Source organism: Stenotrophomonas sp. HMSC10F06 (genome assembly GCF_001807865.1).
Lineage (GTDB): Bacteria > Pseudomonadota > Gammaproteobacteria > Xanthomonadales > Xanthomonadaceae > Stenotrophomonas > Stenotrophomonas bentonitica_A.
In genome coordinates, this window is record NZ_KV791306.1 from 41,857 (window position 1) to 64,228 (window position 22,372).

At 67.2% G+C, this 22,372-nt stretch carries 18 protein-coding genes; 13 read left to right on the top strand and 5 right to left on the bottom strand.

Annotated features, from left to right (window positions below; genetic code table 11):
• Window positions 1-45: 45 nt before the first annotated feature.
• On the bottom strand, window positions 46-954 hold the full coding sequence (locus tag HMPREF3113_RS16205; protein ID WP_070473961.1) for a LysR family transcriptional regulator: 909 nt from the start codon (window positions 952-954) through the stop codon (window positions 46-48).
• Between the two features lie 104 nt (window positions 955-1,058).
• Here HMPREF3113_RS16205 and HMPREF3113_RS16210 point away from each other — a divergent pair, with 104 nt between their 5' ends.
• On the top strand, window positions 1,059-1,820 hold the full coding sequence (locus HMPREF3113_RS16210) for an SDR family NAD(P)-dependent oxidoreductase (RefSeq protein WP_070473963.1): 762 nt from the start codon (window positions 1,059-1,061) through the stop codon (window positions 1,818-1,820).
• A 205-nt stretch (window positions 1,821-2,025) separates the two neighbouring features.
• On the top strand, window positions 2,026-2,328 hold the full coding sequence (locus tag HMPREF3113_RS16215; protein ID WP_037553548.1) for a DUF3817 domain-containing protein: 303 nt from the start codon (window positions 2,026-2,028) through the stop codon (window positions 2,326-2,328).
• A gap of 47 nt (window positions 2,329-2,375) precedes the next feature.
• Here HMPREF3113_RS16215 and HMPREF3113_RS16220 read toward each other — a convergent pair whose 3' ends face one another.
• The 4 genes from HMPREF3113_RS16220 to HMPREF3113_RS16235 all read right to left on the bottom strand — a co-directional run bounded on the left by HMPREF3113_RS16220 (window position 2,376) and on the right by HMPREF3113_RS16235 (window position 6,721).
• A complete protein-coding gene (locus HMPREF3113_RS16220; protein WP_070473966.1) occupies window positions 2,376-2,699 on the bottom strand; it encodes a thioredoxin family protein in 324 nt (107 codons plus the stop codon).
• A complete protein-coding gene (locus HMPREF3113_RS16225) occupies window positions 2,693-3,157 on the bottom strand; it encodes a flavodoxin (RefSeq protein WP_070473968.1) in 465 nt (154 codons plus the stop codon). The genes HMPREF3113_RS16220 and HMPREF3113_RS16225 overlap by 7 nt, the downstream gene beginning before the upstream one ends.
• 12 nt (window positions 3,158-3,169) lie before the next feature.
• Entirely contained in the window at window positions 3,170-4,210 is a 1,041-nt protein-coding gene (locus HMPREF3113_RS16230; protein ID WP_070425230.1) for a ribonucleotide-diphosphate reductase subunit beta, read from the bottom strand.
• 132 nt (window positions 4,211-4,342) lie between these two features.
• Window positions 4,343-6,721 carry a ribonucleoside-diphosphate reductase subunit alpha gene (locus tag HMPREF3113_RS16235; RefSeq protein WP_070473970.1) on the bottom strand — a complete coding sequence of 793 codons (2,379 nt, stop codon included), beginning with the start codon at window positions 6,719-6,721 and terminating at the stop codon, window positions 4,343-4,345.
• A gap of 472 nt (window positions 6,722-7,193) precedes the next feature.
• Here HMPREF3113_RS16235 and HMPREF3113_RS16240 point away from each other — a divergent pair, with 472 nt between their 5' ends.
• The 11 genes from HMPREF3113_RS16240 to HMPREF3113_RS16290 all read left to right on the top strand — a co-directional run bounded on the left by HMPREF3113_RS16240 (window position 7,194) and on the right by HMPREF3113_RS16290 (window position 22,357).
• On the top strand, window positions 7,194-8,393 hold the full coding sequence (locus HMPREF3113_RS16240; RefSeq protein ID WP_070473972.1) for an MFS transporter: 1,200 nt from the start codon (window positions 7,194-7,196) through the stop codon (window positions 8,391-8,393).
• A complete protein-coding gene (locus tag HMPREF3113_RS16245) occupies window positions 8,390-9,568 on the top strand; it encodes an isochorismate synthase (RefSeq protein ID WP_070473974.1) in 1,179 nt (392 codons plus the stop codon). Before HMPREF3113_RS16240 ends, HMPREF3113_RS16245 begins: the two co-directional genes overlap by 4 nt.
• 16 nt (window positions 9,569-9,584) lie before the next feature.
• A complete protein-coding gene (locus HMPREF3113_RS16250; protein ID WP_070473976.1) occupies window positions 9,585-11,237 on the top strand; it encodes a (2,3-dihydroxybenzoyl)adenylate synthase in 1,653 nt (550 codons plus the stop codon).
• The gene (locus HMPREF3113_RS16255; RefSeq protein WP_070473978.1) at window positions 11,237-11,872 is read left to right on the top strand and encodes an isochorismatase family protein; all 636 of its coding nucleotides are present in this window, start codon (window positions 11,237-11,239) and stop codon (window positions 11,870-11,872) included. The genes HMPREF3113_RS16250 and HMPREF3113_RS16255 overlap by 1 nt, the downstream gene beginning before the upstream one ends.
• Window positions 11,869-12,120, top strand: coding sequence for a phosphopantetheine-binding protein (locus HMPREF3113_RS16260; RefSeq protein WP_070473980.1), 252 nt, complete (start codon window positions 11,869-11,871; stop codon window positions 12,118-12,120). The genes HMPREF3113_RS16255 and HMPREF3113_RS16260 overlap by 4 nt, the downstream gene beginning before the upstream one ends.
• Window positions 12,117-16,031: a non-ribosomal peptide synthetase gene (locus HMPREF3113_RS16265; RefSeq protein ID WP_070473982.1), complete on the top strand. Its 3,915-nt coding sequence runs from the start codon at window positions 12,117-12,119 to the stop codon at window positions 16,029-16,031. Before HMPREF3113_RS16260 ends, HMPREF3113_RS16265 begins: the two co-directional genes overlap by 4 nt.
• A complete protein-coding gene (locus tag HMPREF3113_RS16270) occupies window positions 16,028-16,798 on the top strand; it encodes a 2,3-dihydro-2,3-dihydroxybenzoate dehydrogenase (RefSeq protein ID WP_070473984.1) in 771 nt (256 codons plus the stop codon). Before HMPREF3113_RS16265 ends, HMPREF3113_RS16270 begins: the two co-directional genes overlap by 4 nt.
• 286 nt (window positions 16,799-17,084) lie before the next feature.
• On the top strand, window positions 17,085-17,792 hold the full coding sequence (locus HMPREF3113_RS16275) for a response regulator (protein ID WP_167390380.1): 708 nt from the start codon (window positions 17,085-17,087) through the stop codon (window positions 17,790-17,792).
• Between the two features lie 156 nt (window positions 17,793-17,948).
• Window positions 17,949-18,452 carry a CS1 type fimbrial major subunit gene (locus tag HMPREF3113_RS16280; protein ID WP_070473988.1) on the top strand — a complete coding sequence of 168 codons (504 nt, stop codon included), beginning with the start codon at window positions 17,949-17,951 and terminating at the stop codon, window positions 18,450-18,452.
• Window positions 18,453-18,503: 51 nt separating this feature from the next.
• The gene (locus HMPREF3113_RS16285) at window positions 18,504-21,227 is read left to right on the top strand and encodes a TcfC E-set like domain-containing protein (RefSeq protein WP_070473990.1); all 2,724 of its coding nucleotides are present in this window, start codon (window positions 18,504-18,506) and stop codon (window positions 21,225-21,227) included.
• Complete coding sequence (locus tag HMPREF3113_RS16290) at window positions 21,224-22,357, top strand: CfaE/CblD family pilus tip adhesin (protein ID WP_070473992.1); 1,134 nt, start codon at window positions 21,224-21,226, stop codon at window positions 22,355-22,357. Before HMPREF3113_RS16285 ends, HMPREF3113_RS16290 begins: the two co-directional genes overlap by 4 nt.
• Window positions 22,358-22,372 lie beyond the last annotated feature (15 nt).

Here is a 22,372-nt window from a genome sequence, read left to right on the forward strand (position 1 = left end):
CTGACGCTGCCCTCCCGGCACGATGCCGTGCCGGGAGGTCCCAGGTCAGCGCTCCTGGTCCAGCTCGCGCCGGACCACGCCGGCGACCCAGTCCATGAACGCCGCCACCCGTCGCGGTAGATGACGGCGTTGCGCGTAGAGCAGGGTCACCGGCATCGGCTCTGCTTTCAGGTCCGCGAGGATCTCCACCAGGGTGCCCGAGGCCAGTGCCTGGCGCACGCCGAGCAGCGGGACCTGGATGATCCCCAGCCCGGCCAGGGCTGTCGCGGTATAGCCCTCGCCACTGTTGACCGTCACCGCACCGCCCATGGGCAGGCTCTGATAGGTCTGCCCGTCGTAATACTCGAATCCGGGCGAACGCTGACCGAGGGTGCTCACGTAATGCACCAGCGCGTGGCCGGCCAGGTCGGCCAGCGTGGTCGGCGTGCCCCGGGCGGCGAGGTAGGCCGGGCTGGCGCAGTTGATGATCGGCAGCTGGCCCAGCGGGCGGGCCACCAGCGTGTTGTCGTCCAGTGGACCGACCCGGAGCACGCAGTCGAACCCTTCGCGGATCAGATCGACCCGGCGGTCGGTACCGCTCACTTCCATCTCCACGCCAGGGTGCTGGGCCAGGAAGGCAGGCAGCTGCGGTATCACCAGTTGCCGGGCCAGCCCGCTGGACATATCCACCCGCAGCCGCCCCTTCAGCTGCGCCGTATCGACCCGGAACATGCCCTGCAGGTCGTCCATGTCATGCAGCAGATCGTGTGCCCGCGCCTGGAACTGGGCACCGTCAGCGGTCAGCTGCACCCGGCGGGTGGTCCGATGCAGCAGTTGCACACCCACATCCGCTTCCAGTCGCTGCACGGCCAGCGACACGCTGGCCTTGGGTAGGCCCAGGCTGTCGGCGGCGCCGGTGAAGGAGCCGAGTTCGGCCACCCGGAGGAAGCAGCGCAGGTGATCGAGGCGATCCATGGATTGTTCGTGATTATTGGATAGTCAAATCAGCATCCGCCGATTTATCCGCGCACGCAACACCAATAGGCTGACAACCATTCCCACAACGCAGGTGTACTGACATGCGCAACGCAACCCGAGTCGTCCTGATCACCGGCGGCAGCCGTGGCCTGGGCCGCAATGCCGCCCTCGCACTGGCCGCCGACGGCGCCGATATCGTGCTCACCTATCGCAGCCAGGCCGGCGCCGCCCAGGAAGTGGTCGCGCAGATCGAAGCACTCGGCCGTCGCGCGGCCGTGCTTCCCTTGGACATGGCCGACAGCACCGGTTTTGCTGACTTCGCCAGCCAGGTCCGCAGCGTGCTTGATGGCTGGGGCGAGACCCATCTGCAGGGCCTGCTCAACAATGCCGGCGAAGGCCTGCACGCGATGATCGCCGACACCACGGTCGATCAGTTCGACGCCCTGGTCGCGGTCCATCTGAAGGGACCGTACTTCCTGACCCAGGCGGTGTTGCCGCTGCTTGCCGATGGCGGCCGCATCCTCAACGTCTCCAGCGGGCTGGCACGCTTCTCGCTGCCGGGCAGCTCGGCCTACGCGATGATGAAGGGTGGCATCGAAGTGTTTACCCGTTACCTGGCCAAGGAACTGGGCGCCCGCGGCATCAGTGCCAACACGCTCGCCCCCGGCGCGATCGAAACCGACTTCGGTGGCGGCCGCGTGCGCGACGACGCGCAGGTCAATGCGATGGTGTCCTCGGTCACCGCGATGGGCCGCCCGGGCAAGCCGGACGACATCGGTCCGGTGGCGGTGGCGCTGCTGTCGCCGCAGACGGCGTGGATCAACGCGCAGCGGGTGGAGGCGTCGGGCGGCATGTTCGTCTGAGATCGCGGGCGGTCAAAGCGGCCATCGTGTGGCACGCGCGGTTCTCATTGCTGGCAGCGGATCGAGGGCCGGTCACGACCGTGGGTCGTGACGCGCTCGGTTGATCGAGTGAGAATGGTTCGCATCAAGCGCCGTCAATGGCTATGATGCGGGTCCTTTCGCCACGCTCGAGCCTGCCTTGAAGACTGCTTCGCCACTCAGCCCGATGGGCCGCGTCTTCGCCACGGTGGCCTTCGTCGAAGCCCTGACGTGGGCCGGCCTGTTGATCGGCATGTACTTCAAGTACCACGCAGCGGATCCAACGCCGGTCGGCGTCAAGGTGTTTGGACCGGTGCACGGCGTCGCCTTCATGGTCTACGTCGTGGTGTCGGTCCTGGCTGCAATCCGCTTGCGTTGGCCGTGGTGGGCCGCACTGCTGGCACTGGCCGCGGCGGTGCCGCCATTGGTCACGCTGCCACTGGAATGGTGGTTCAAGCGCCGGGGGCTGTTGTCCGCGCCGCTGCGTTGAAGCTTCCACGGTAAGCCCGCGCAACCGCGGGCCTGCCCTCCAGGGCGTCACCCATCGCCCAACACCGCCAGGATCTGCTTCGGCGTCTGGAACCCCGCCAGTCGGGCGGTTTCGTGACCGTCGCGCACCACCAGCAGCGTCGGTGTCTGGCGCAACCCCAGCTCGCGGAACAAGCCCTCACCCACAGTTTCCAGCTTCACCTTCAACACCGTCATCCCTGCGTCTGCGATGGCGCCGGAGACACTGGCCAACGACATCTCCAGCATCCGGCACCCGGGGCAATCGTCCTTGTGGAAGTCCACCAGCAGCGCAGGGTGTTCGCGCAGGGCGGCGTGGTAATCCTCAGCGGTCCGGGCGTGCAGGGTCAGCATGTCGTGAATGTCTCGGTAGTGGCCAACACGGCGTCGGTCCAGTGGTGGATGGCGTGGGTGTCGGCGGCGCCGTGCGGCATCTGCTCGATCTCCAGCACGGGGTACGGGGAGTGGAAGAAGCGCGCCAGGCGGTGCGCGGCGCCGCAGTAGTACTCTTCGCCCCATTGGGTCTCGCCGGTGCCGAACACCGCGGCCGGGAAGGGCAGGGGCAACCCGAAACGATCCCGCAGCGCGGCCACGCAGTCCTTCATTTCCGCCGGGGTGCGCCCGGCGTTGTCCGTCCATGAGCCAAGCAGGCACAGGGCGGGGGGATCGGCGGGCAAGGCCAGGGCGATGTCGCCGGTATCGACGTCGAGCCAGTCCACGCGGTGGCCCAGCGCTTCGCAGCGGGCCCGGACCAGCATGGCGACCTCGCGGGTGTTGCCGCTCAGCGAGACGAACGCCAGCAGGATATGCATCGGCATGCGTCCTTACAGATCGTCGAAACCGTTGTCCGAATTGGTCTTCTTGTAGCTGGCGTTGCGCATCTCGAAGAAGTCGGTCTTGGTTTCGGTGAAGTTGTCGGCGTAGGCCTTGATCCACGGCATCACGTTGACGTTGGTCTCGCTGTACAGCTTCTCGATCCCGAGCATGCCGGCCATCTTGTTGGCGCGGTACTTCACGTAGCGGATCATCTCGTCCACATCGATGCCGTCGATGCCGTCGAGCACTTCCCCGGTCCAACGCGTCTCCAGCTGGATGGCGTGCTCGAAGGCCTCGTGTACGTAGGCGGTCAGCTGCTCGCCCTGCAGCGCGGGGTTCTCACCGATGATGGCGCGGATCAATTCGCTGATGAACTTGGTGTGGGCCAGCTCGTCGCGGTTGATGAAGCTGATGATCTTGCCGGTGCCGGTCATGCGGTTCTGGCGGACCAGGTTGTAGAAGAACGCGAAGCCCGAGTAAAAGTTGATGCCTTCCAGGATCGAGGACTGGATCAACGCGCGGATCAGCGTCTCGGCGGTCTTCTCGCGCATGAAGTCATCGTAGGACTGCATGATCGGCGCATTGCGGGCCAGGATGGTCGGGTGGGTACGCGCGATCTCGAACACCCGGTTCTGGTCGGCCAGGCCGGCGATCGAGGCCAGCACGTAGCTGTAGCTTTCGTTGTGGATCACTTCCTGCTGGCCGATGATCGCCGCGTTGGCGTGCGCGGCCGGGTCGGTGATGTACTCGGCGACGTTGTAGATGAACCGCGTCTGCGGCGAGTCCAGCGTGGCCAGCAGGCCGATGATCGAGTCGTAGGCGTTCTTCTCGCGGGCATTGAGCTCGCCGTACTGGCGCGCGTCACCCTTCATGTCGACTTCGTCGGGAATCCAGAAGTTGGTCGATAGCTCCTTGTACGCCCGGTAGAACGACGGGTAGGGGATGTCGTTCCAGTTGAGGATGCCACTGGTGCGGCCGTTGATGATGCCGGTGGAGCGGTTGGGGTGGCGCGGTTCGAGGATCTTGATGCGTTCGAGGGGGATGGCCATGGGGGTGTGTCCTGGAGCAGAGCCCCCTGAGTCAGGGGGCGGGCGCGAAGCGGCGGGGGTCTGGGTGGTTGTAATGCGGGGCCCATGGTTTGCACAGCGAACCATGGGAGCGTCAGCGCGAATGCGATGCGCCTACCCGCACCATTCGCATTCGGCGATGTCGATATCGTTGGAGCGCACGTAGTAGGTCGTCTTCAGGCCTTCGCGCCAGGCACTCATGTGCAGCGCGAGCAGGGTGCTGGCGCGGATGGTGCTGGGCACGTACAGGTTGAAGCTGATCGACTGGTCCACGTGGCGCTGGCGGCGGGCGTTCTGGCGGATGCTGGCGAACTGGTCGACCCGGTAGGCGCCTTTCTCGTAGTACGGATAGGTCTCCAGCGACAGGTCCGGCGCAGCCACCGGCCGGCGGAAGTCCTTCTTCTCCTCGTAGTAGAAGGCGCCGTACACCGGGTCGATCGAGGCCGTGGAGCCGGCGATCTGGGCGGTGCTCATGTTCGGGGCCACCGCCATCAGCCAGCCATTGCGCAGGCCGTTGACGCCGACCTGCGCGGCCAGTTCGCGCCAGGCCGGGTTGTCATAGCCACGGGCGCGGAAGTACTCGCCGTTCTGCCACTCGCTGCCGACGAACGCGCTGTAGCGCCCCTTTTCCTTGGCCAGGGTCATGCTGGCCTGGATGGTGAGGTAGTTGATGCGCTCGTACAGGCTGTCCGCGTAGTCTTCGGCCTGGGACGAGTTCCACTCGATCTGCTGCAGGGCCAGCAGGTGGTGCCAGCCGAAGGTACCCAGCCCGATCGCGCGGTACTTGCGGTTGGTGATGGTCGCCTGCGGCACCGGCAGCTGGTTGAGGTCGATCACGTTGTCCAGCATCCGCACCTGGATCGGCACGAGGCGCTCGAGCACGTCGCTGGTCAGCAGGTCCGGTGCGGCCGTGACCGCACGGCCCAGATTGATCGAGGACAGGTTGCACACCACGAAATCGCCGGCCTGTCTGGTCGTCACGATCTGGTCGCCGCTGATCATCTCCTGGATCATGCGGGTGGGGCTCATGTTCTGCAGGATCTCGGTGCACAGGTTGCTGGAGTAGATGCTGCCGGCATGCTTGTTCGGGTTCTTCCGGTTCACTTCGTCCCGGTAGAACATGAAGGGATTGCCGGTCTCCAGCTGGCTCACCATGATCCGCTTGAACAGGTCGATGGCCTTGATCGTGCGCCGGCTGATCCGCTCGTCGGCCACGACCTCCTGATACTTCTCGCGGAAGCTGCCCTGTCCACGCTGCTCATCGTGGAAGTCCTGCAGGTACCAGCCCTTGATCCGCTTCACCTCATACGGGTCGAACAGACACCAGTCGCCGCGCCGTTCCACCGCTTCCATGAACAGGTCGGGCAGGCACACCGAGGTGAACACGTCGTGTGCGCGCAGGCGCTGGTCGCCGTTGTTCAGGCGCAGATCGAGGAAGGCCTCGATATCGCGGTGCCAGACATCCAGGTACACCGCGATCGCGCCCTTGCGCTGGCCGAGCTGGTCCACGCTCACCGCAGTGTTGTTGAGCTGCTTGATCCACGGCACCACGCCGCCGGAGGAATTGGCCACGCCGCGGATCGCCGAGCCCGCCGAGCGCACATAGCCCAGGTACGCACCCACCCCACCGCCGTGCTTGGAGACGCGCGCCACGTCGGTGTTGGAGTCGTAGATGCCCTGCAGGCTGTCGTCCACCGTGTCGATGAAGCACGAGGACAGCTGGCCGCCGACCTTGCCGGCATTGGCCAGGGTCGGCGTCGCCACCGTCATGTACAGGTTGGACAGCGCCCAGTAGGCCTCGCGCACCAGCAGCATGCGCCGGCGGCGCGAGCGGTCGCCATGCTCGTGTTCGTGCTGCATCAGGTACAGCGCGATGGTCAGCCAGCGTTCCTGCGGCAGCTCGTACACGGCACGCGAGTGATCGGTGGCCAGGTAACGGGTCGCCAGCAGGTACAGCCCGTTGTAGGCGAACAGCGTGTCGCGCTCGGGCTCGATCATCTGCCCGGCTTCCTCCAGTTCATCCTTGGAATACGCCTTGAGGATGTCGATCGAGTAGACGTTGCGGTCGGCCAGGCTTTCCTGCAGCCCCACGTACGAGCCGTACTTCAGCGTGGCATCGTAGAAGCGGTTCTTGCTGGCGCGCTTGTACAGCCGCCGCAGGTAGAGGCGGGCGGCGAAGTGCTCCCAGTCCGGCGCGGTCAGGTCGATGCGTGATTCGGCCTCGCGGATCAGCAGGTCCACCATCTCATCGGCGCTGAGCTGCTGCCGCCGGGCGATCTGCCCGAGCACGCTGCGCAGATAGTCGGCCACGTCCAGTTGCGGGAACTCGGCATGCACGCTGTGCACCGTGCGTTCCAGTCGCGCCTGGTCGAAGGGCATGCGTCGGTTGCCGCCCTCCTTGGTGATCCACAGTGTTTCACCGCCGGTGGCGGCATCCAGGGCGGTGTCGGTGGGTGGGGTGGCGGTCGAGGCGACGGTGTCGTCGGTGTTCATGCGTTCTCCATGCATGGCGCAGTGCCCAGCAGGCGGCGCGGCAGAGCCGTGCGGCAGCCGGACAGAAGGCGTGATTGGTGGGCAGGCCCTGCGTGTGCAGGAATACGTCGCCAGAGGCTCACATCGGTGGCAACGGGCCTTGCTTCCAGGCGCCGGTCAGGGGATACGACGGGGCGTTCTACTGCGACGCGGCGTCGTCACGGTGCACCGGGCCTGGCGGAAGCGGGGAGCCGATGGACACAACATAGTGGGGTCGTGGTGGATCGTCAACCGTAGATGTAGTGCTTTTTTGTCGCAGGGGGCGGCGGGCCCGGCGACATGAACACCCCGTACAGCCTGCACTATCAAACGCAAATGCGAGCCGTTATCATTTGATGGATCACAGGGCGGTGATGCATTCGCAACCGGATGGCAGACCCGCGCGCGCCCCGGCGCACCGCGTGGTTCAACTTCTTATTGGCTGTGGTGTTCAATGTCTGCACGTCCTGTCGTATCCGGTTTGCCCGCCCTCGTTTCCGCCGCGCTGCTCGGCACCATGGCAATGATGGCGTTCGTGTCCGTGATCGGCCCGGTGGTGCGGGTGTTGGGCCTGGCCGAATGGCACGCCGGGCTGTCGGTCACCGCGGCCGGCGTGTTGTGGATGCTCGCCGCCCGCCGTTGGGGGGCGCTCAGCGATCGCATCGGCCGCAAGCGCGTGCTGCTGATCGCACTGGCCGCTTACGCAGTGATCTATCTGGGGCTGGCGGTCTTCGTGGATGTGGCGCTGACTTCACCGCCGGCCATCTGGGTTTCGGTGCTGGTGCTGGTCGGCACGCGTGCTCTGGTCGGCCTGTTCTACGCCGCCGTGCCACCGACCGCCGCAGCCATCGTTGCCGACCAGGCTGCGCCTGGGCAGCGCGGCAGCGTGATGGCCAAGCTCGGCAGCGCCAATGCGCTGGGCATGGTGCTGGGTCCTGCCGCCGCCGGCTGGATCGCCTACAAGAACCTCTCCCTCACGCTGTATGTGGCCGCGCTGTTGCCGCTGCTGTCGTTGTTGATGATCTGGTGGCGCCTGCCGAACACCCCGCCGGTCGCGCCGACGCACAGCGGCCCCAAGCCAACGCTGGGGCTGGGCGATGCACGCCTGCGGCTGCCGTTGCTGGCCGTGTTCGCCGCGATGATCTCGGTGACCATCGCCCAGGTCACGGTCGGCTTCTTCGCCATCGACCGCCTTCAACTGTCGCCGGCAGATGGCGCACGCATGGCCGGGCTGGCGCTGACCGCGGTCGGCGTCGGCCTGATCTTCGCCCAGGGCCTGGTGATGAAGCTCAAGGACATCCGCCCCACGCGCTGGATCGTGGTCGGCGCGCTGATCTCCGGTCTCGGCTTTGCGTCGGTCGCGCTGGTCAGCGTGCCGTGGCAGCTGCTGGCCAGCTATGCGGTCGCGGCGTTCGGGATGGGCTTCGTGTTCCCCAACTTCCAGGCGCTGGCCGCCGATTCGGTGGAGGCGCACGAGCAGGGCGCCGCCGCCGGCACCGTGGCCTCGGTGCAGGGCATGGGCATGGTGGTCGGGCCGATGATCGGCACACTGCTGTACCGGTGGTCGCCCAGCGCGCCGTATCTGCTGGTTGGCGCGGTACTGCTGATCCTGGCGGCCGCTGCGGCCCTGCATCGCACGCGGGGTGCGGCATGAACGAAATGCTCGCCACCGGCGTGCCTGATGAGATGGCCGACACCGCCACGCTCGACACGGCTGACGCGCCGTATTTCCTGCTGCGCAGCCCTCAGCAGGCGATGGAAGCGCAGGGTGTGCGTGCGCGGCTGCCGTCCGGCGCCACCGCCACGCTGGCCGATCGCGTGGCCACGTTCTTTGCCGCACCGCGCTCCGGCCCGCGCCTGCTGGTGGGCGCGGTGCCGTTTGATCCGGAGCAGGGCCATGCGCTGTATCAGCCGGATCAGGTCTCCGGCCAGCCCACAGTGGTCCGTGTGGAAACGCCGACGCTGGTCGGTGATGTGCTCGCCGAACCGTCTGCGGAGGCGTACGCGCAGGCAGTAGCAACTGCTGTCACGGAGCTGCAGCGCAGCGACAGCCCGTTGGAAAAAGTCGTCCTGGCACGCAGCCTGCGGGTCACCACCGCGCAGCCGCTGCATCCGCGCGTACTTGCCGCGCGCCTGGGCAAAGACCCGAGCGTGGCGACGTACGTGGTACCAGTGCCCGCGGGACGCGGCAACGCCCCGGCCTGGCTGGTCGGCGCCACCCCGGAGCTGCTTGTCTCCAAGCGCGGTGACCGCGTGCTGTCGCATCCGCTGGCCGGCTCGGCCCGTCGTTCGGCCGACCCTGCCGAGGATGCACGTGCCGCGGAAACGCTGCTGGCCTCGGCCAAGGACCATGACGAGCACCGCCATGTGGTCGAGGCCATCGTGGCCGCGCTCGCGCCGCTCTGCCATCAGGTCGAGGCACAACCACGGCCGACGCTGCACGCCACTGCCACCATGTGGCATCTCGGTACCCGCATCCACGGCACGCTGAAGGATGCTGCGGTGTCCTCGGCTGCCTTGGTCGCGCTGCTGCATCCCACCCCGGCGGTCTGCGGCACGCCGCGCCAGCCCGCGCTGGAGCTGATCCGCCAGGCCGAGCCGGTCGCGCGGGGCTTTTATGCCGGCGCTGTCGGCTGGACCGATGCCCAAGGTGATGGCGACTGGTACGTGGCGATCCGCTGCGCTCGCGTGCAGGGCACCGAAGTGCGCCTGTATGCCGGTGCCGGCATCGTCGCCGAGTCCCAGCCCGATCTCGAGGTGGCCGAAACGGCTGCCAAGTTCATGGCCCTGCTGACCGCGCTCGGCGTCCGTGACGTTCGTCCTTTCTGATGTGCGGGAGCTGTCCATGAACACATCCTTCTCTTCTTCCCGGGTGCCGCTGCGCCAGGTATGGCCGCCGGCCCTGGTCTCGCGCTATCGCGCGGCCGGCCATTGGCGCGGCGAGACCTTTCCGGGCTTCCTGCGCGAACGCGCCGAGCGCTTCGCCGGTGATATCGCGGTGGTCGGCGGCGATACGCGCCTCACCTATGCCCAGCTGTGGCAGGAGGCGGGTCGCATCGCAGCCGGACTGCTCGCGCAGGGCCTGATCCCGGGCGACCGGGTCGTGGTCCAACTCGGCAACGTGCCCGAATTCGTGACCGTGGTCTGCGGGCTTTTCCGTGCCGGCCTTATCCCCGTCTATGCCTTGCCCGCGCACCGCATCACCGAGGTCGCACACTTTGCCCGCAAGGCCGAGGCCAGTGCCTATGTCACGGCTTCCAGCTACGATGGGTTCGATTACCGCACCCTGGCCCGCGAACTGCAGGCGCAGGTGCCTGACGTGCAGCACATCATCATCGCCGGTGACGCCGCGGCGTTCACTACGCTGGCGTCGCTGGCCGGGGATGTTGAACAGCTGCCGCCCGATCCGGATCCGCAGGCGGTCGCGTTCCTGCAGATCTCCGGGGGCAGCACCGGCCTGTCCAAGCTGATCCCGCGCACGCACGATGACTATCTGTATTCGTTCCGCGCCAGCAACCCGATCTGTGGCATCACCCGGGACAGTGTGTACCTGGTCGCATTACCCGCCGCGCACAACTTCCCAATGAGCTCGCCGGGGTTCTTCGGCACCCTCTACGCCGGTGGCAAGGTAGTGCTCAGCCCGGGTGCGGGCCCGGAGACCGCGTTCGGCTTGATCGCGCGCGAGCGGGTCACCTGTGTTGGCCTGGTTCCGCCGCTGGCGCTGCTGTGGGCGCAGGCCGCTGCCACGACCACCCACGATCTCTCCAGCCTGCAGGTCGTGCAGGTTGGCGGCGCCAAGCTGGTGCCGGAAGCGGCGCGCCGGGTGATCGCCGGGCTGGGCTGCACGCTGCAGCAGGTATTCGGCATGGCCGAGGGCCTGGTCAACTACACCCGTCTGCACGACAGCGAAGAGATCATCGTCTCCACGCAGGGCCGCCCGATCAGCGAGGACGATGAAGTGCTGGTGGTCGACGACCACGGTCATCCCGTCGCAGAAGGTGAGACCGGGCATCTGCTCACCCGCGGCCCGTACACCATCCGCTGCTACCACAACGACCCGGCGGCCAATGCGCGCGCCTTCACCGAGGACGGTTTCTACCGTACCGGCGACATGGTGCAGCGCCTGCCCGGCGGTTATCTGGTCGTGCAGGGCAGGGCCAGCGATCACATCAACCGGGCCGGCGAGAAGATTTCCGCCGAAGAAATCGAAGACCATCTGCTCGCGCACCCCAGCGTGTTCGATGCGGCCGTGGTCTCGATTCCCGACGCGTACCTTGGCGAGCGCAGCTGCGCCTTCATCATTGCCCAGGGCGAGCCGACCAAGGCCGCCAGCCTCAAGGCCTGGGTGCGCAGCCGCGGCCTGGCCGCGTTCAAGGTGCCGGACCAGATCGTGTTCGTCGATGCCTTCGGCACCACGGCGGTCGGCAAGATCAGCCGCCGCGAGCTGCGTGCCCAGCTGCGCGAACGTTTCATGCAACAGACAGGAGAAACGCGCTGATGGCGCTGCCAACGATCCAACCGTACCCCCTGCCGACCCAGGCCGAGCTTCCCACCGCGCGCGGCGCCTGGCAGCCGCAGAGCGAGCGCCTGGCGCTGCTGGTACATGACATGCAGCGGTACTTCCTGGCCGCGTTCGCGCCGGACACCGCACCGCTGGCCCCCGCCGTGGCCAACATCGCGCGCCTGCTCGCGCATTGCCGTGCGCGTGGCATGCCGGTGTTCTATACCGCCCAGCGCGGCCACCAGGACCGCTGCGATCGCGGCCTGCAGGCGGATCTGTGGGGCCCGGGCATGTCCGCAACCGACGAGCACGAAGCCATCATCGAGGCGGTGGCACCGCAGCCGGGCGACCATGTGCTGGTCAAACACCGCTACAGCGCCTTCCAGCGCAGCAACCTGGAAACGATGATGCGCGCCCGTGGACGCGACCAGTTGCTGGTCACCGGTGTCTATGCGCACATCGGCTGCACCGCCACCGTGGCCGAAGGCTTCCAGCGCGACATCGAGAGCTTCATCGCTGCCGATGCCGTCGCCGATTTCTCGCGCGCCGACCACGACCTGGCCCTGCATTGGATCGCCCGTACCTGCGGCATCCCGATGACCACCGATCACCTGCTGGAGACGCTCGCATGACCGCACTCACCCTGGAGCGCATGCGCGCCGATGTCGCCGAGATGCTTGGCGAAGCGCCGGAGGACATCGGCAACGATGAGAACCTGATGGACCTGGGGTTGGATTCGATGCGGGTGCTCGGGCTGGTGCTGGCCTGGGGCAACACCGGCATTGCGCTGGAGTTTGGCCATCTGGCCGAGCACGCCACCCTTGGCGGCTGGTGGAGCGTGGTGCAGCGCCTGCAGAACCGGGGCACGGCCGACGCATGAATGCCAGTGCGGTGCCCGACGCGGCGTGGCCACAGGCGCGCGGCCTGACCGAGGCCCAGGCAGGCCTGTGGTATGCACAGCGTCTTGCGCCGGACAACCCGGCCTTCAATACCGCACACGCGGTGTGGATCGAGGGGGCGCTGGATGTCCCCGCCTTCACACGCGCCGCGGACGGTGCTGCGCTCGAAGCGCAGGCACTGTCGCTGCGCATCGCCGAGGGCGGGCAGGGCACACCGGTGCAGTGGATCGACGCGCAGCATCGTCCGCGGCTGGAAGTGGTTGATCTGTCCTCGCATGCCAACCCGCAGCAGGCGGCGCAGGCTGCCATGCAGCGTGACCGCCTGACGCCGGTCGATCCCGCGCGCGACCGACTCAGCCAGCAGCGGCTGTTCGTGCTGGGTCCCCGCCGGTACGTCTGGTACCTGCGCGTGCATCACCTTGCCGCCGATGGCTATGGCATGGCGTTGTTCTCCGAGCGGGTCTGCACGCGATATGCGCAGGCCCACGACGACGGCACGCTGGCGCCACTGCTGCCGGTGCTGGACGAAGATGCACAGTATCGTGACGGCGAGCGCCGCGTCCGCGATGCCGCGTACTGGAAGGACGCCATGGCCGCTGCACCGGCGGCCGCAGGCCTTGGCGCAGGCATCGCCCCGGCCGCTCCGGATGCGATCCGCTTCGTGACGCCGATGGCACCAGCACTGCGCCAGCATGTATTGGAGGCAGCCACGCGGATCGGCCAACCGTGGCCGGATGTCTTGACCGCGCTGTCCGCCGAATACTCCCGCCGCATCAGTGGCGAAGCCGAGGCCATCATCGGCGTGCCCTTCATGGGTCGGCTGGGCAGCGTCTCCGCGCGCGTGCCGGCGATGGTGATGAATGTGCTGCCGCTGCGGCTGGCGGCCACGCAGGGCAGCGTCGATGATCTGGTCCGCGAGGTGGCCCTGCGCCTGATGCGCGGCCGCCGACATGGCCGCTACCGTGGCGAGCAGCTGCGCCGTGACCTCGGCCTGATCGGCGGCCAGCGGCGTCTGCACGGCCCGCTGGTCAATGTGCAGCCGTTCTACCGGCCGCTGCAGTTGTCTGGTGTGGAGGCGTCGCTGGAGGTGCTGTGCACCGGTCCGGTGGACGATGTGACCCTGGGCTTCCGGGGCGATGGCACGGCCGTGCTGGATCTGGAAATCGAGGCGAACCCCGCGCTGTATACGCCCGCCCAGATCGAGGGGCACGCCGCGCGCCTGCTGCACTTCATCGCGGCCGCGCTGGATGCTCAGGCCGCGGGTGAGGCGCTCAGCACGGTGCCACTGGCCACGCCAGCGGAACAGCAGCGCTATCTGTACGACGTCAACGCCACCGATCATCCGGCGCCGGATGTCAGCCTGGTGGAGCTGATCACCGCGCGCATGGCGCAGACGCCCGACGCCATCGCCGTCGTCTTCGGCGAGGCGAACCTGTCCTTTGGCGAGCTCGAACAGCGCAGCCGGGCTTTGGCGGTGCAGCTGCAGTCGCAGGGCGTGGGCCGCGAATCGCGCGTGGTCGTCGCGCTGCCCAGGTCACTGGAGCTGATCGTCGCCTTGGTCGCCATCCAGCGCGCTGGCGGTGCCTACCTGCCGGTGGACCTTGCTCATCCTGACGCGCGCATCGCGCGCATCCTGCAGTCTGCCGCGCCCGTGTGCGTGCTGGCACTGCCCGAGGATCGCCACCGGTTCGGTGCTGCGCCTGTCCTCAGCCCCGCGGCGTGGTCGCAGGCCACCGACACCCGCCTGGCTACCCAGCCGGCGCCGGGCGACGCGGCTTACGTCATCTACACCTCGGGCTCCACCGGCGAACCCAAGGGCGTGCTGATCGAGCACCGCGCCATCGTCAATCGCCTGGAATGGATGCGCGTCCACTACGGTATCGCGCCGGACGACCGCATCCTGCAGAAGACACCGGCCACCTTCGATGTCTCGGTGTGGGAGTTTTTCCTGCCACTGATCACCGGTGCCACCCTGGTGGTCGCGCCACCCGAGGCGCATCGCGATCCGCTCCTGTTGGCCGCGCTGATCCGCGCGCAGGGCATCACCACCCTGCATTTCGTGCCGTCCATGCTGGAGGCCTTCCTCGCGGCACCGGCATCCCACGGTCTGCAGCTGCGCCGCGTGTTCACCAGTGGCGAAGCACTCGATGCCGATCTGCGCGACCGCTTCCATGCACGCGTGCACGCCGAGCTGCACAATCTCTACGGCCCGACCGAGGCCGCGGTGGATGTCAGCTTCTGGCCGGCCAGCGCGGACGACGCGTCGCGCCCGGTGCCGATCGGCCATCCGGTATGGAACACCCGCTTGTACATCCTCGATGCGGGCATGCAGCCATTGCCCCCGGGCGTGGCGGGCGACCTCTACCTCGGCGGCGTGCAGTTGGCCCGTGGATACCTGGGGCGCGACGACCTCACCGCCGAACGATTCCTGCCCGATCCGTTTGTCAACGGCGGTCGCCTCTATCGCACCGGCGATGTGGCGCGCTGGCGCGACGATGGCGCAGTGGAGTATCTGGGCCGAAGCGACCACCAGGTCAAGCTGCGTGGCCTGCGCATCGAACTTGGGGACATCGATGCCGCGCTGCGTACCGCGCCCGGCATCACCCGGGCCGAGGTGCTCCTGCGCGAGGACCGCCCAGGCGAGCGCCGGCTGGTGGCCTATGTGCCCATCGGCGCGCCCGATGCAGCGGCGCTGCGCGAGCACCTGGTCAAAACGCTGCCGGACTACATGGTGCCGTCCGCCTTCGTCGCCATCGATCACTGGCCGGTGACAGCCAACGGCAAACTGGACCAAAATGCCTTGCCGGCCCCCGCACAGGCATGCACGGAAGGTGTCGCACCCCGGACCAGCACCGAGCGCGAAGTTGCTGCCTTGTTCGCGCAGGCGCTCGGCATCCAGGGCCCCATCGGCATCGAGGCCGACTTCTTCACACTTGGCGGTGACTCGCTGAGCGCGGTTCACCTCCTGCTGGCGATCCAGCAGCGCTGGCGCTGCGATCTGGGCCTGGGCACGGTGTTCGCTGCACCAACGGTCGCCGGTCTGGCGGCGCGCATCGATGCGCCACCGGCCGCGACCGATCATGGCCTCGCGCCACTGATCCAGCTGGCCACCGGCGATGCCGCGCTACCACCGCTGTTCGTCATCCATCCCGCGGGAGGCATCGCCTGGAACTATCGCGACCTCGCGCGTGCGCTGGCACCCGCCCGCGACGTGCATGGGCTGCAATCGCCCGCCCTGGATCTGGAGCAGCCCATGCCCACGACCATCGATGCCCTGGCTGCCAGCTATGTGGACCGGATCCTGGCGTTGAACACGCCGGGCCCGGTGCATCTGCTGGGCTGGTCGGTGGGCGGCATTCTGGCGCAGGCGATGGCGGTCCACCTGCGTGCGCGCGGCCGCGACGTCGGCCTGCTTGCGCTGCTGGATGCCTACCCCAGCGAGTGCTGGCGGGCTGAGCCGGAGCCGGACCCCATCGCGGCAGTGCGGGCGCTGCTCGCCATCGCCGGGCACGATCCCGATGCCCATCCCGAGCTGGACACCCGCGAGCGCATCCTCAGCTTCCTGCGTCGTGGCGACAGCGCGCTGGGCAATTTGCCGGATACGGTGCTTGATGGCGTGGTGCGGGCGGTCACTGGCACCAACCGGTTGATCCGCGCCCACCATCACCGCCACTTCGACGGTCCATTGCTGCACGTCCGCGCCGGGCGCGACCATCTTGCCCGGCCGCAGCTGCAGTCGCGGCTGTGGCAGCCTTACGCCGTTCACCTTGAGGCGCTCGAACTTCCGTTCCTGCATGCCGAACTGACCGGGCGCGACGCGGTCGCCCAGCTCGCCCCTCATCTCAATCACCGGCTCCAGCAATGGGACCGCCGCCTCAAGATGCCCGTATGAAACTCACCGGCTTCAACAACACCATCGCGTTGGTGACCGGCGCCGGGGGTGGCATTGGCGCGGCCCTGGTCAAACAGCTGCGCCAGAGCGGCTGCACCGTGATCGCCACCGATGTGGTGGCACCGGTCATCGCGGATGAGGCAGGGCAGCCCAAGGCCTACGCCAACGCGCTGGATGTGACCGACTCGGCTGCCGTGGATGCACTGGTTGGCTGGATCGAAGCGGAGATCGGCGCGATCGGCTTCGGCATCAACGTCGCCGGGGTACTGCAGACGGGTACCGTCGCCGAGACGGACGATGCGCAATGGCGCAGGGTCTTCGCGGTGAATACGGACGGCGTGTTCCATGTTTCCCGTGCGCTGGCACGGGTGATGTCGCCGCGTCGAAAAGGCGCCCTGGTCACGGTCAGCTCCAACGCGGCTGGGGTACCGCGCCACGGCATGGCCGCCTATGCGGCCTCCAAGGCTGCCTCGACCATGTTCACCCGATGCCTTGGCCTGGAGCTCGCACCGCTTGGCATCCGCTGCAATATCGTCGCCCCGGGGTCGACCCTGACGCCGATGCAGACGGGCATGTGGGCAGACGAGCAGGGCGCAGAACGTGTGATCCAAGGGAGTCTGGAGACATACAAGGCCGGGATTCCCCTACAGAAACTCGCTCGCCCGGATGACATTGTGTACGCCGTCATGTTTCTTCTCTCCGACCAGGCGGGGCACATTGCCATGAGCGACGTTTACGTGGATGGCGGCGCCACACTCCGCGGGTAATTCAGACCGGGTGATTCGATCCAATCACACCGATCAACAGGGCCAACAGCCTGCGCCGCGCCAACTGCGATAGAGCGCGCAGAAACCAATTTATGCAAGTTGGTTCATAGAGAATCGGCCGTCGCCTCGCTTAAGGTGCCGATCAGCCGCGTAGACACTGAAGCTGATACGGTGCTGCAGCTTCGTGCCTGCGTTTTAGCAGGCAGTACGGATGCGTGCTCGTCGCTTGGGGAAGCGGAAGAGCAGATCGACGCGTCTGTGCAGATTCCCTTCTCGAGGCAACGTCATGAAACGCATAGTGATTGCGGACGACCACCCGGTCGTGCGAACCGGGCTTCAATCGATCCTCTCGCGAGACCCGCGCTTCGAGGTCATCGGCGAAGCGGCCGATCCCGAGCAGCTGGAGGAGTTGCTCGCCACCCGCGCCTGCGAACTGCTCATCACCGACCTGTCAATGCCATGGAGCCGTCGCCCGGATGGCGTGCGCATGCTCGCTGCGATTTGCCGCGACTATCCCGGGCTGCCCATCTTGGTAATCACCGCCTTCAGCAACGAGCAGATTCTTCGTGCAGTAGCCAAGCTCGGCGTTAGCGGCATCCTGGACAAGACCAGCGCGCTGCCGGTGCTGATCGAGGCGGTCGACGCCGCGCTCGCAGGTGAGCGCTACTTCGCGCCGGTGCTGGAGCAGCGCCTGAGGTGCAAAGTGCAGCGTGGTGCTGGGCTCACCGCCCGTGAGTCAGAGGTGGTCCGGCTTCTCGCACACGGCCTGAGTGTCAAGGATGTCGCCGACATCCATCGGCGGACGATAAGTACCATCAGCCGGCAGAAGGGCGCCGCTATGCGTCGCCTGGGCCTCCACTCGGACTATGCGCTGCTTGATTACGCACAGTCGGTCGGGTTGTCGCCGGGGGGAGGTCCCGGCGGTGAGCGTTGTTCGTTGGCGTCGATCGGAAATCTGCCGCTTGGCCGGCGGACGCCATCCCGCAAGTCTTAACGACCAGCACGCGATGCACACATCCTGTTTTTATCAAGTTGTTGCATGGTGCGCTGCAGCTTGCATCTTTAGTGTTGCGTCCTGCCCGCGGTTGCCGGTCTTCGGCATCTCTCGCTGCGGTCAGTCTCCTCCATCACTTCGCAAGGATAGAACGCAATGACTCTGCTAAAGAAGCTCTCATTGGCCACTGCGCTGGCCGCTGTCTCCCTGTCCGCCAATGCTTTCGACGCCGACATCAAGGTCTGGGCCAATGTCGATCCGACCCTGGCCCTGCTCAAGGCCGATGGCACCGCGCTGGATTCGGTGGTCAACATGGTCCACAACCCGGTCACCGGTCTGGTGCCGTGGACCCAGCAGGTGCGTATCTACTCCAACGATGACGACAAGGACATCGAAGTGCGCGTCGGCAGCGCTCCGCAGCTGCTCAATACCGATGGCAGCGGTGCCCCGGTGCCGCTGACTGTCAGCCTCAACGGCAAGGCGCTGACCGTGGCCGCGCAGGACTTCGCCGCGTCCGACCTGTTCGACGGCGCACTGGAGGGCGCATCGATCCCGATGCCGCTGCGTATCGCGCAGACCAACCAGGCACCGATCACCAAGGGCGGTACCTACGAAGGCATCGTCACCATCGCCATGCAGCAGAAGACCACCAGCCCGTAAGGCGCCCGCGCCGGCCCGAGTAACGGGCCGGCCGCTTCCGGTAACACCCCCATGAAATTTCCCGCACCCGCCGTCACCCGGCTGGCGGTCGCGCTCGCCCTGTCGTTGGCCACGCCCCTGGTCGCGGCGCGAGGCGTTCCCGCCGGTTTCGAGGATCTGGTCGAAGGCCAGACCGAACAACTTGAGGTGCGCCTGTTCGGTCGCTCGACTGGGCTGGTGCCGGTGCGCGTGACTCTGGAACACGTGCAGCTGGAAGCCCCGGCCGAGGCGCTGCAGGCATTGCAGCTGCCCGCCGAGGCACAGGCCGCGTTGTTGCCAGCGCTGTCGCAGCCGCTGCCGCGCAACAGCCATCTGGCCTGCCGCTATGGTGGCGCCAGCGCCGGTTGCGGTTACATCGATCCCCCCGAGGAGCCCACCGCCGTGCGCGCGCTATACGACGAAGGCGAGGGCGCCGTGCGCCTGTTCGTCGCCCGCCAATGGATTCCCGGCGAACCGGCCGCCGAGCGCTACCACCAGGTCAGCGCCAATGCCGAAAATGCCTTCCTGCACCAGCACACGCTCAACGTCAGCGGCGGCCGCGGCTACCAGTCGCTGGCCGCGCAGGGCATGGGCGCGCTGGGCGTATTGCAGCGCGGGCACCTGTCTGCCGATTGGACCTTCAGCCAACAGCACTATCGCGGCGGCCGCGCCAACCGCGACTTCCAGCTGGACAACGCCTATTACCGCCATGACCTGGGGCAGCAGCACTACCTGCAGGCCGGGCGCATGGACCGCCGCAACCTGAGCAGTCCGCAGGGCGGCACCTTCAGCTTCAGCATGCTGCCGATGGACCGCTTCCAGGGCCTGCGCCTGGGCACCACGCAGGCCTACGTGGATTCGGCGGCCGCCGTACAAGCCACGCCGCTCACCGTGCTGCTGGCACGCGATGCACGGGTGGATGCGTTCGATGGCGAGCGCCTGCTGCAGACCTTCTACCTGCAGGCCGGTATCAACCAGCTCGATACGCGCCGGTTTCCGCTGGGCAACTACACCGTCACCCTGCGCATCTACGAAGCCGGTGTGCTGGTGCGCAGCGAGGACGCGCCGTTCGACAAGGGCGGCGACTGGACCGACAGCAGCGTGCAGTGGTTCATGCAGGGTGGCCGCCGTAACGAGCGCCGCAGCGACCGTTTCAACGACGAGCTGGCAGCGATGGCCGGCCTGCGCGTGCCGGTATCGCGCAACATGGCGGTGACCGCCGGTGTCGCCGACCTCGGCGGCTTCAGCTATGGCGAACTGAGGCTGGACCTGCGCCATGTGTTCGCCACCCAGGAGATTCGCGGCACCTTCAGCGGCATGCACGGCAGCGACGGCAGCCGCGGCCAGCAGCACCAGCTGTCCTACCGTCGCCGCGCCTCGTGGAATGTGTACCACCAGCGCATGCGCGGCCGCGCCTGCCAGTTCGAGGACGACGCGCGCGACCGGCTCGGCTGTGCCGACTCGCTCAGCGCCTCAATGGCGCTGCCAGTGGCTGGCGGCAATGCCTATCTGGCCTACACCCGCCGCCAGACCTGGCGCGCAGGCACCGTGCAGCCGGGGCTGGGGGATGATCCGCTGGCGGGGCTGGACCCGCTGTTGCCGCCGTGGATTCCACAGCCCACGCGCGTGCCGCAGCTCAGCCGCACCTGGCAGGCCAGCTACAGCCGCAGCCAGCGCTGGGGCGAGTTCAGTGTTTCCAGTCGCATCGGCGTGTGGCAGCAGACCAGTGGCGGTGGCCTGCGCGATGGCCGCGACCGCGGCATCTATTTCAACGTCAGCCTCAATCGCCTGCAGCGCGGTGACCGCGGGAGCTCGCAGCGTCGCTACGGCCTGGATGTGCGCCAGCCGCAGCACGCACGACCGGACGTCAACTACAGCGCCGGCCAGACCCTGCGCCAGGAGTACGAAGACCAGTACCGCGAAGTGTCCGGCGAACTACGCGGCAACAACAACGAACGGTACAGCGCCACGCTGAGCGGGCAGCTGCAGAACCGCATCGGCCAGACCGGTGCCACGGTATCGCGCTACCAGCACCAGGGCGGCAACGAGGTGGCGTACAGCGCCACACACAGTTCCGGCCTGGCCATCGGCTCGCGCGGGCTGTACTGGGGCGCAGGCGTGGGCGCCGATGCCGGGCTGGCGGTGCAGGTGGACGGCACTGACGATCTGGACCTGACCGGCGTTGCCGCCGAACTGCAGGTAGGCGGACTGCGCCGGCAGCGGCTGAAGCTGGGCGAACGCCGCCTGCTGCCGGTGTCCGCCTACCAATCGCACCGCGCCGAGGTGCAGGACGCCAGCGCACTGGACAGCATCGCCGCCGTGCGCGTGAGCGGTGTGGGCGGGGCGCGCCCGCTGTTCCTCTCGCCGGGGCGCCTGGTGCGCATGCCGGTGCCGATTGAAGTGACCTACACCTTCATCGGCAACGCCCACGACATCGCCGGCGCACCGCTGCGCGGCGCCCGCATTCTCAACGCGCCGGTGCCCGGCACCGGCAGCAATGGAGGCTTCGTGGCCGACTTCCCACGACGCGAAAAGACCCTGTACCTGCTGCAGGACGACCGGCTGCTGCACTGCCCGCTGCAGGTGCGCGAGCGCCGCAGCGTGGTGATGCTGGTGGGCACAGTGCAGTGCGAGCCCCTGGCCGTGGCGCAGCTGCCCGCCGACATCCGCCATCAGGCACGGGTGACGCGACTGCTGCAGGAGCAGGCATTGATTGCCGCCACGCCGCAGACCGCGGCCGCGGGAGGTGCGCAGTGAGCCGGCGGTTGTGGTGGGTGATGGTGGTTTTGTGCGCGCTGGTGGTGCTGGCGCCACGGGCGATGGCGCAGCGGCCGCCGGAAACGCATCCGACGAGTGAGCATCGCGACATCGTGATGAGCTGGGATCGCTCTGCGATGCCTGGGGATATCGAGTTGTGGGCGGCAGATACATTGCTCGCCTACCAATCAACAGGCGGACTCCCCTACGCAAAATCCCATCTTGTCTGCTCGTCGGCCAGCGAATCATCCAACGGCAAGTGCCCTGTGCTCGGCTCAGAGGCGAGCTTGCATGGCGCCGGAGAAATATGGATTCAGGCAATCGAAACCAGATCTGGCCTGCGAGAGGAAATCCGGGCAATCGGTAGCCGACGCCGCCCCATGACCGGGCAGGCCTGCTCGTCGGACTACTGGGCACCTGTAATCAGGCCTCTTTGGGCTGCGGACATCGATGTTTGCGGGAGAGACCAGTCGGCCGGCATTGGAGCGAGTCTCCGAGTCCCTGTCTCTGAGTTGAATCGGCTCGTAGCAGGAAAATGGCGTGCACAGCTGGTGCTTGGCATGTACAGCGAAATCGCGGGTGCGTTGCTGGCTGAATACACCTTTGCATTCGAGTTCTCCATCACCGACCACAACGCGGTCTCCATCTACTTCCCGCTCTTCGATCAGGTCACCCCGCACGTCGGCCTGAACCTGCAGTACGACCCGATCGCACAGACAGTCGGCGGCCGGGCCCAACTCGACATGTGCCTGTACGACGGACTGGGCTCGCAGAGCCAGTACCTGGGCGTCACCGTGCGCGACAGCGGGCCGCGTCCTCCGGGACCTTCCGGCTACTCGGTCTGGCACACCGATGGTGGCAGCGACGCCACGCAGCGCGTGGACTACACCGTCACCCTCGATCACAACGGCAGCGCCTTGCCCATGCGCAACGGTGTGGAGCAGCTGCTGCATGGCATCGATACCGCAAAGCTGCGCCTGGTGCTGTTACCTGGCATGACACAGCCGGTGTTCTGCGTGCCCACGCCTTTGACGCTGGACACCCCACGCGTGCCGGTCAGCGGTAAACGCCCCGGCTATTACGACGGCGATCTCAAAGTGGAACTGCGCGTTCCCACTGTCACGCCCTGATTCCCATGGAGCCCC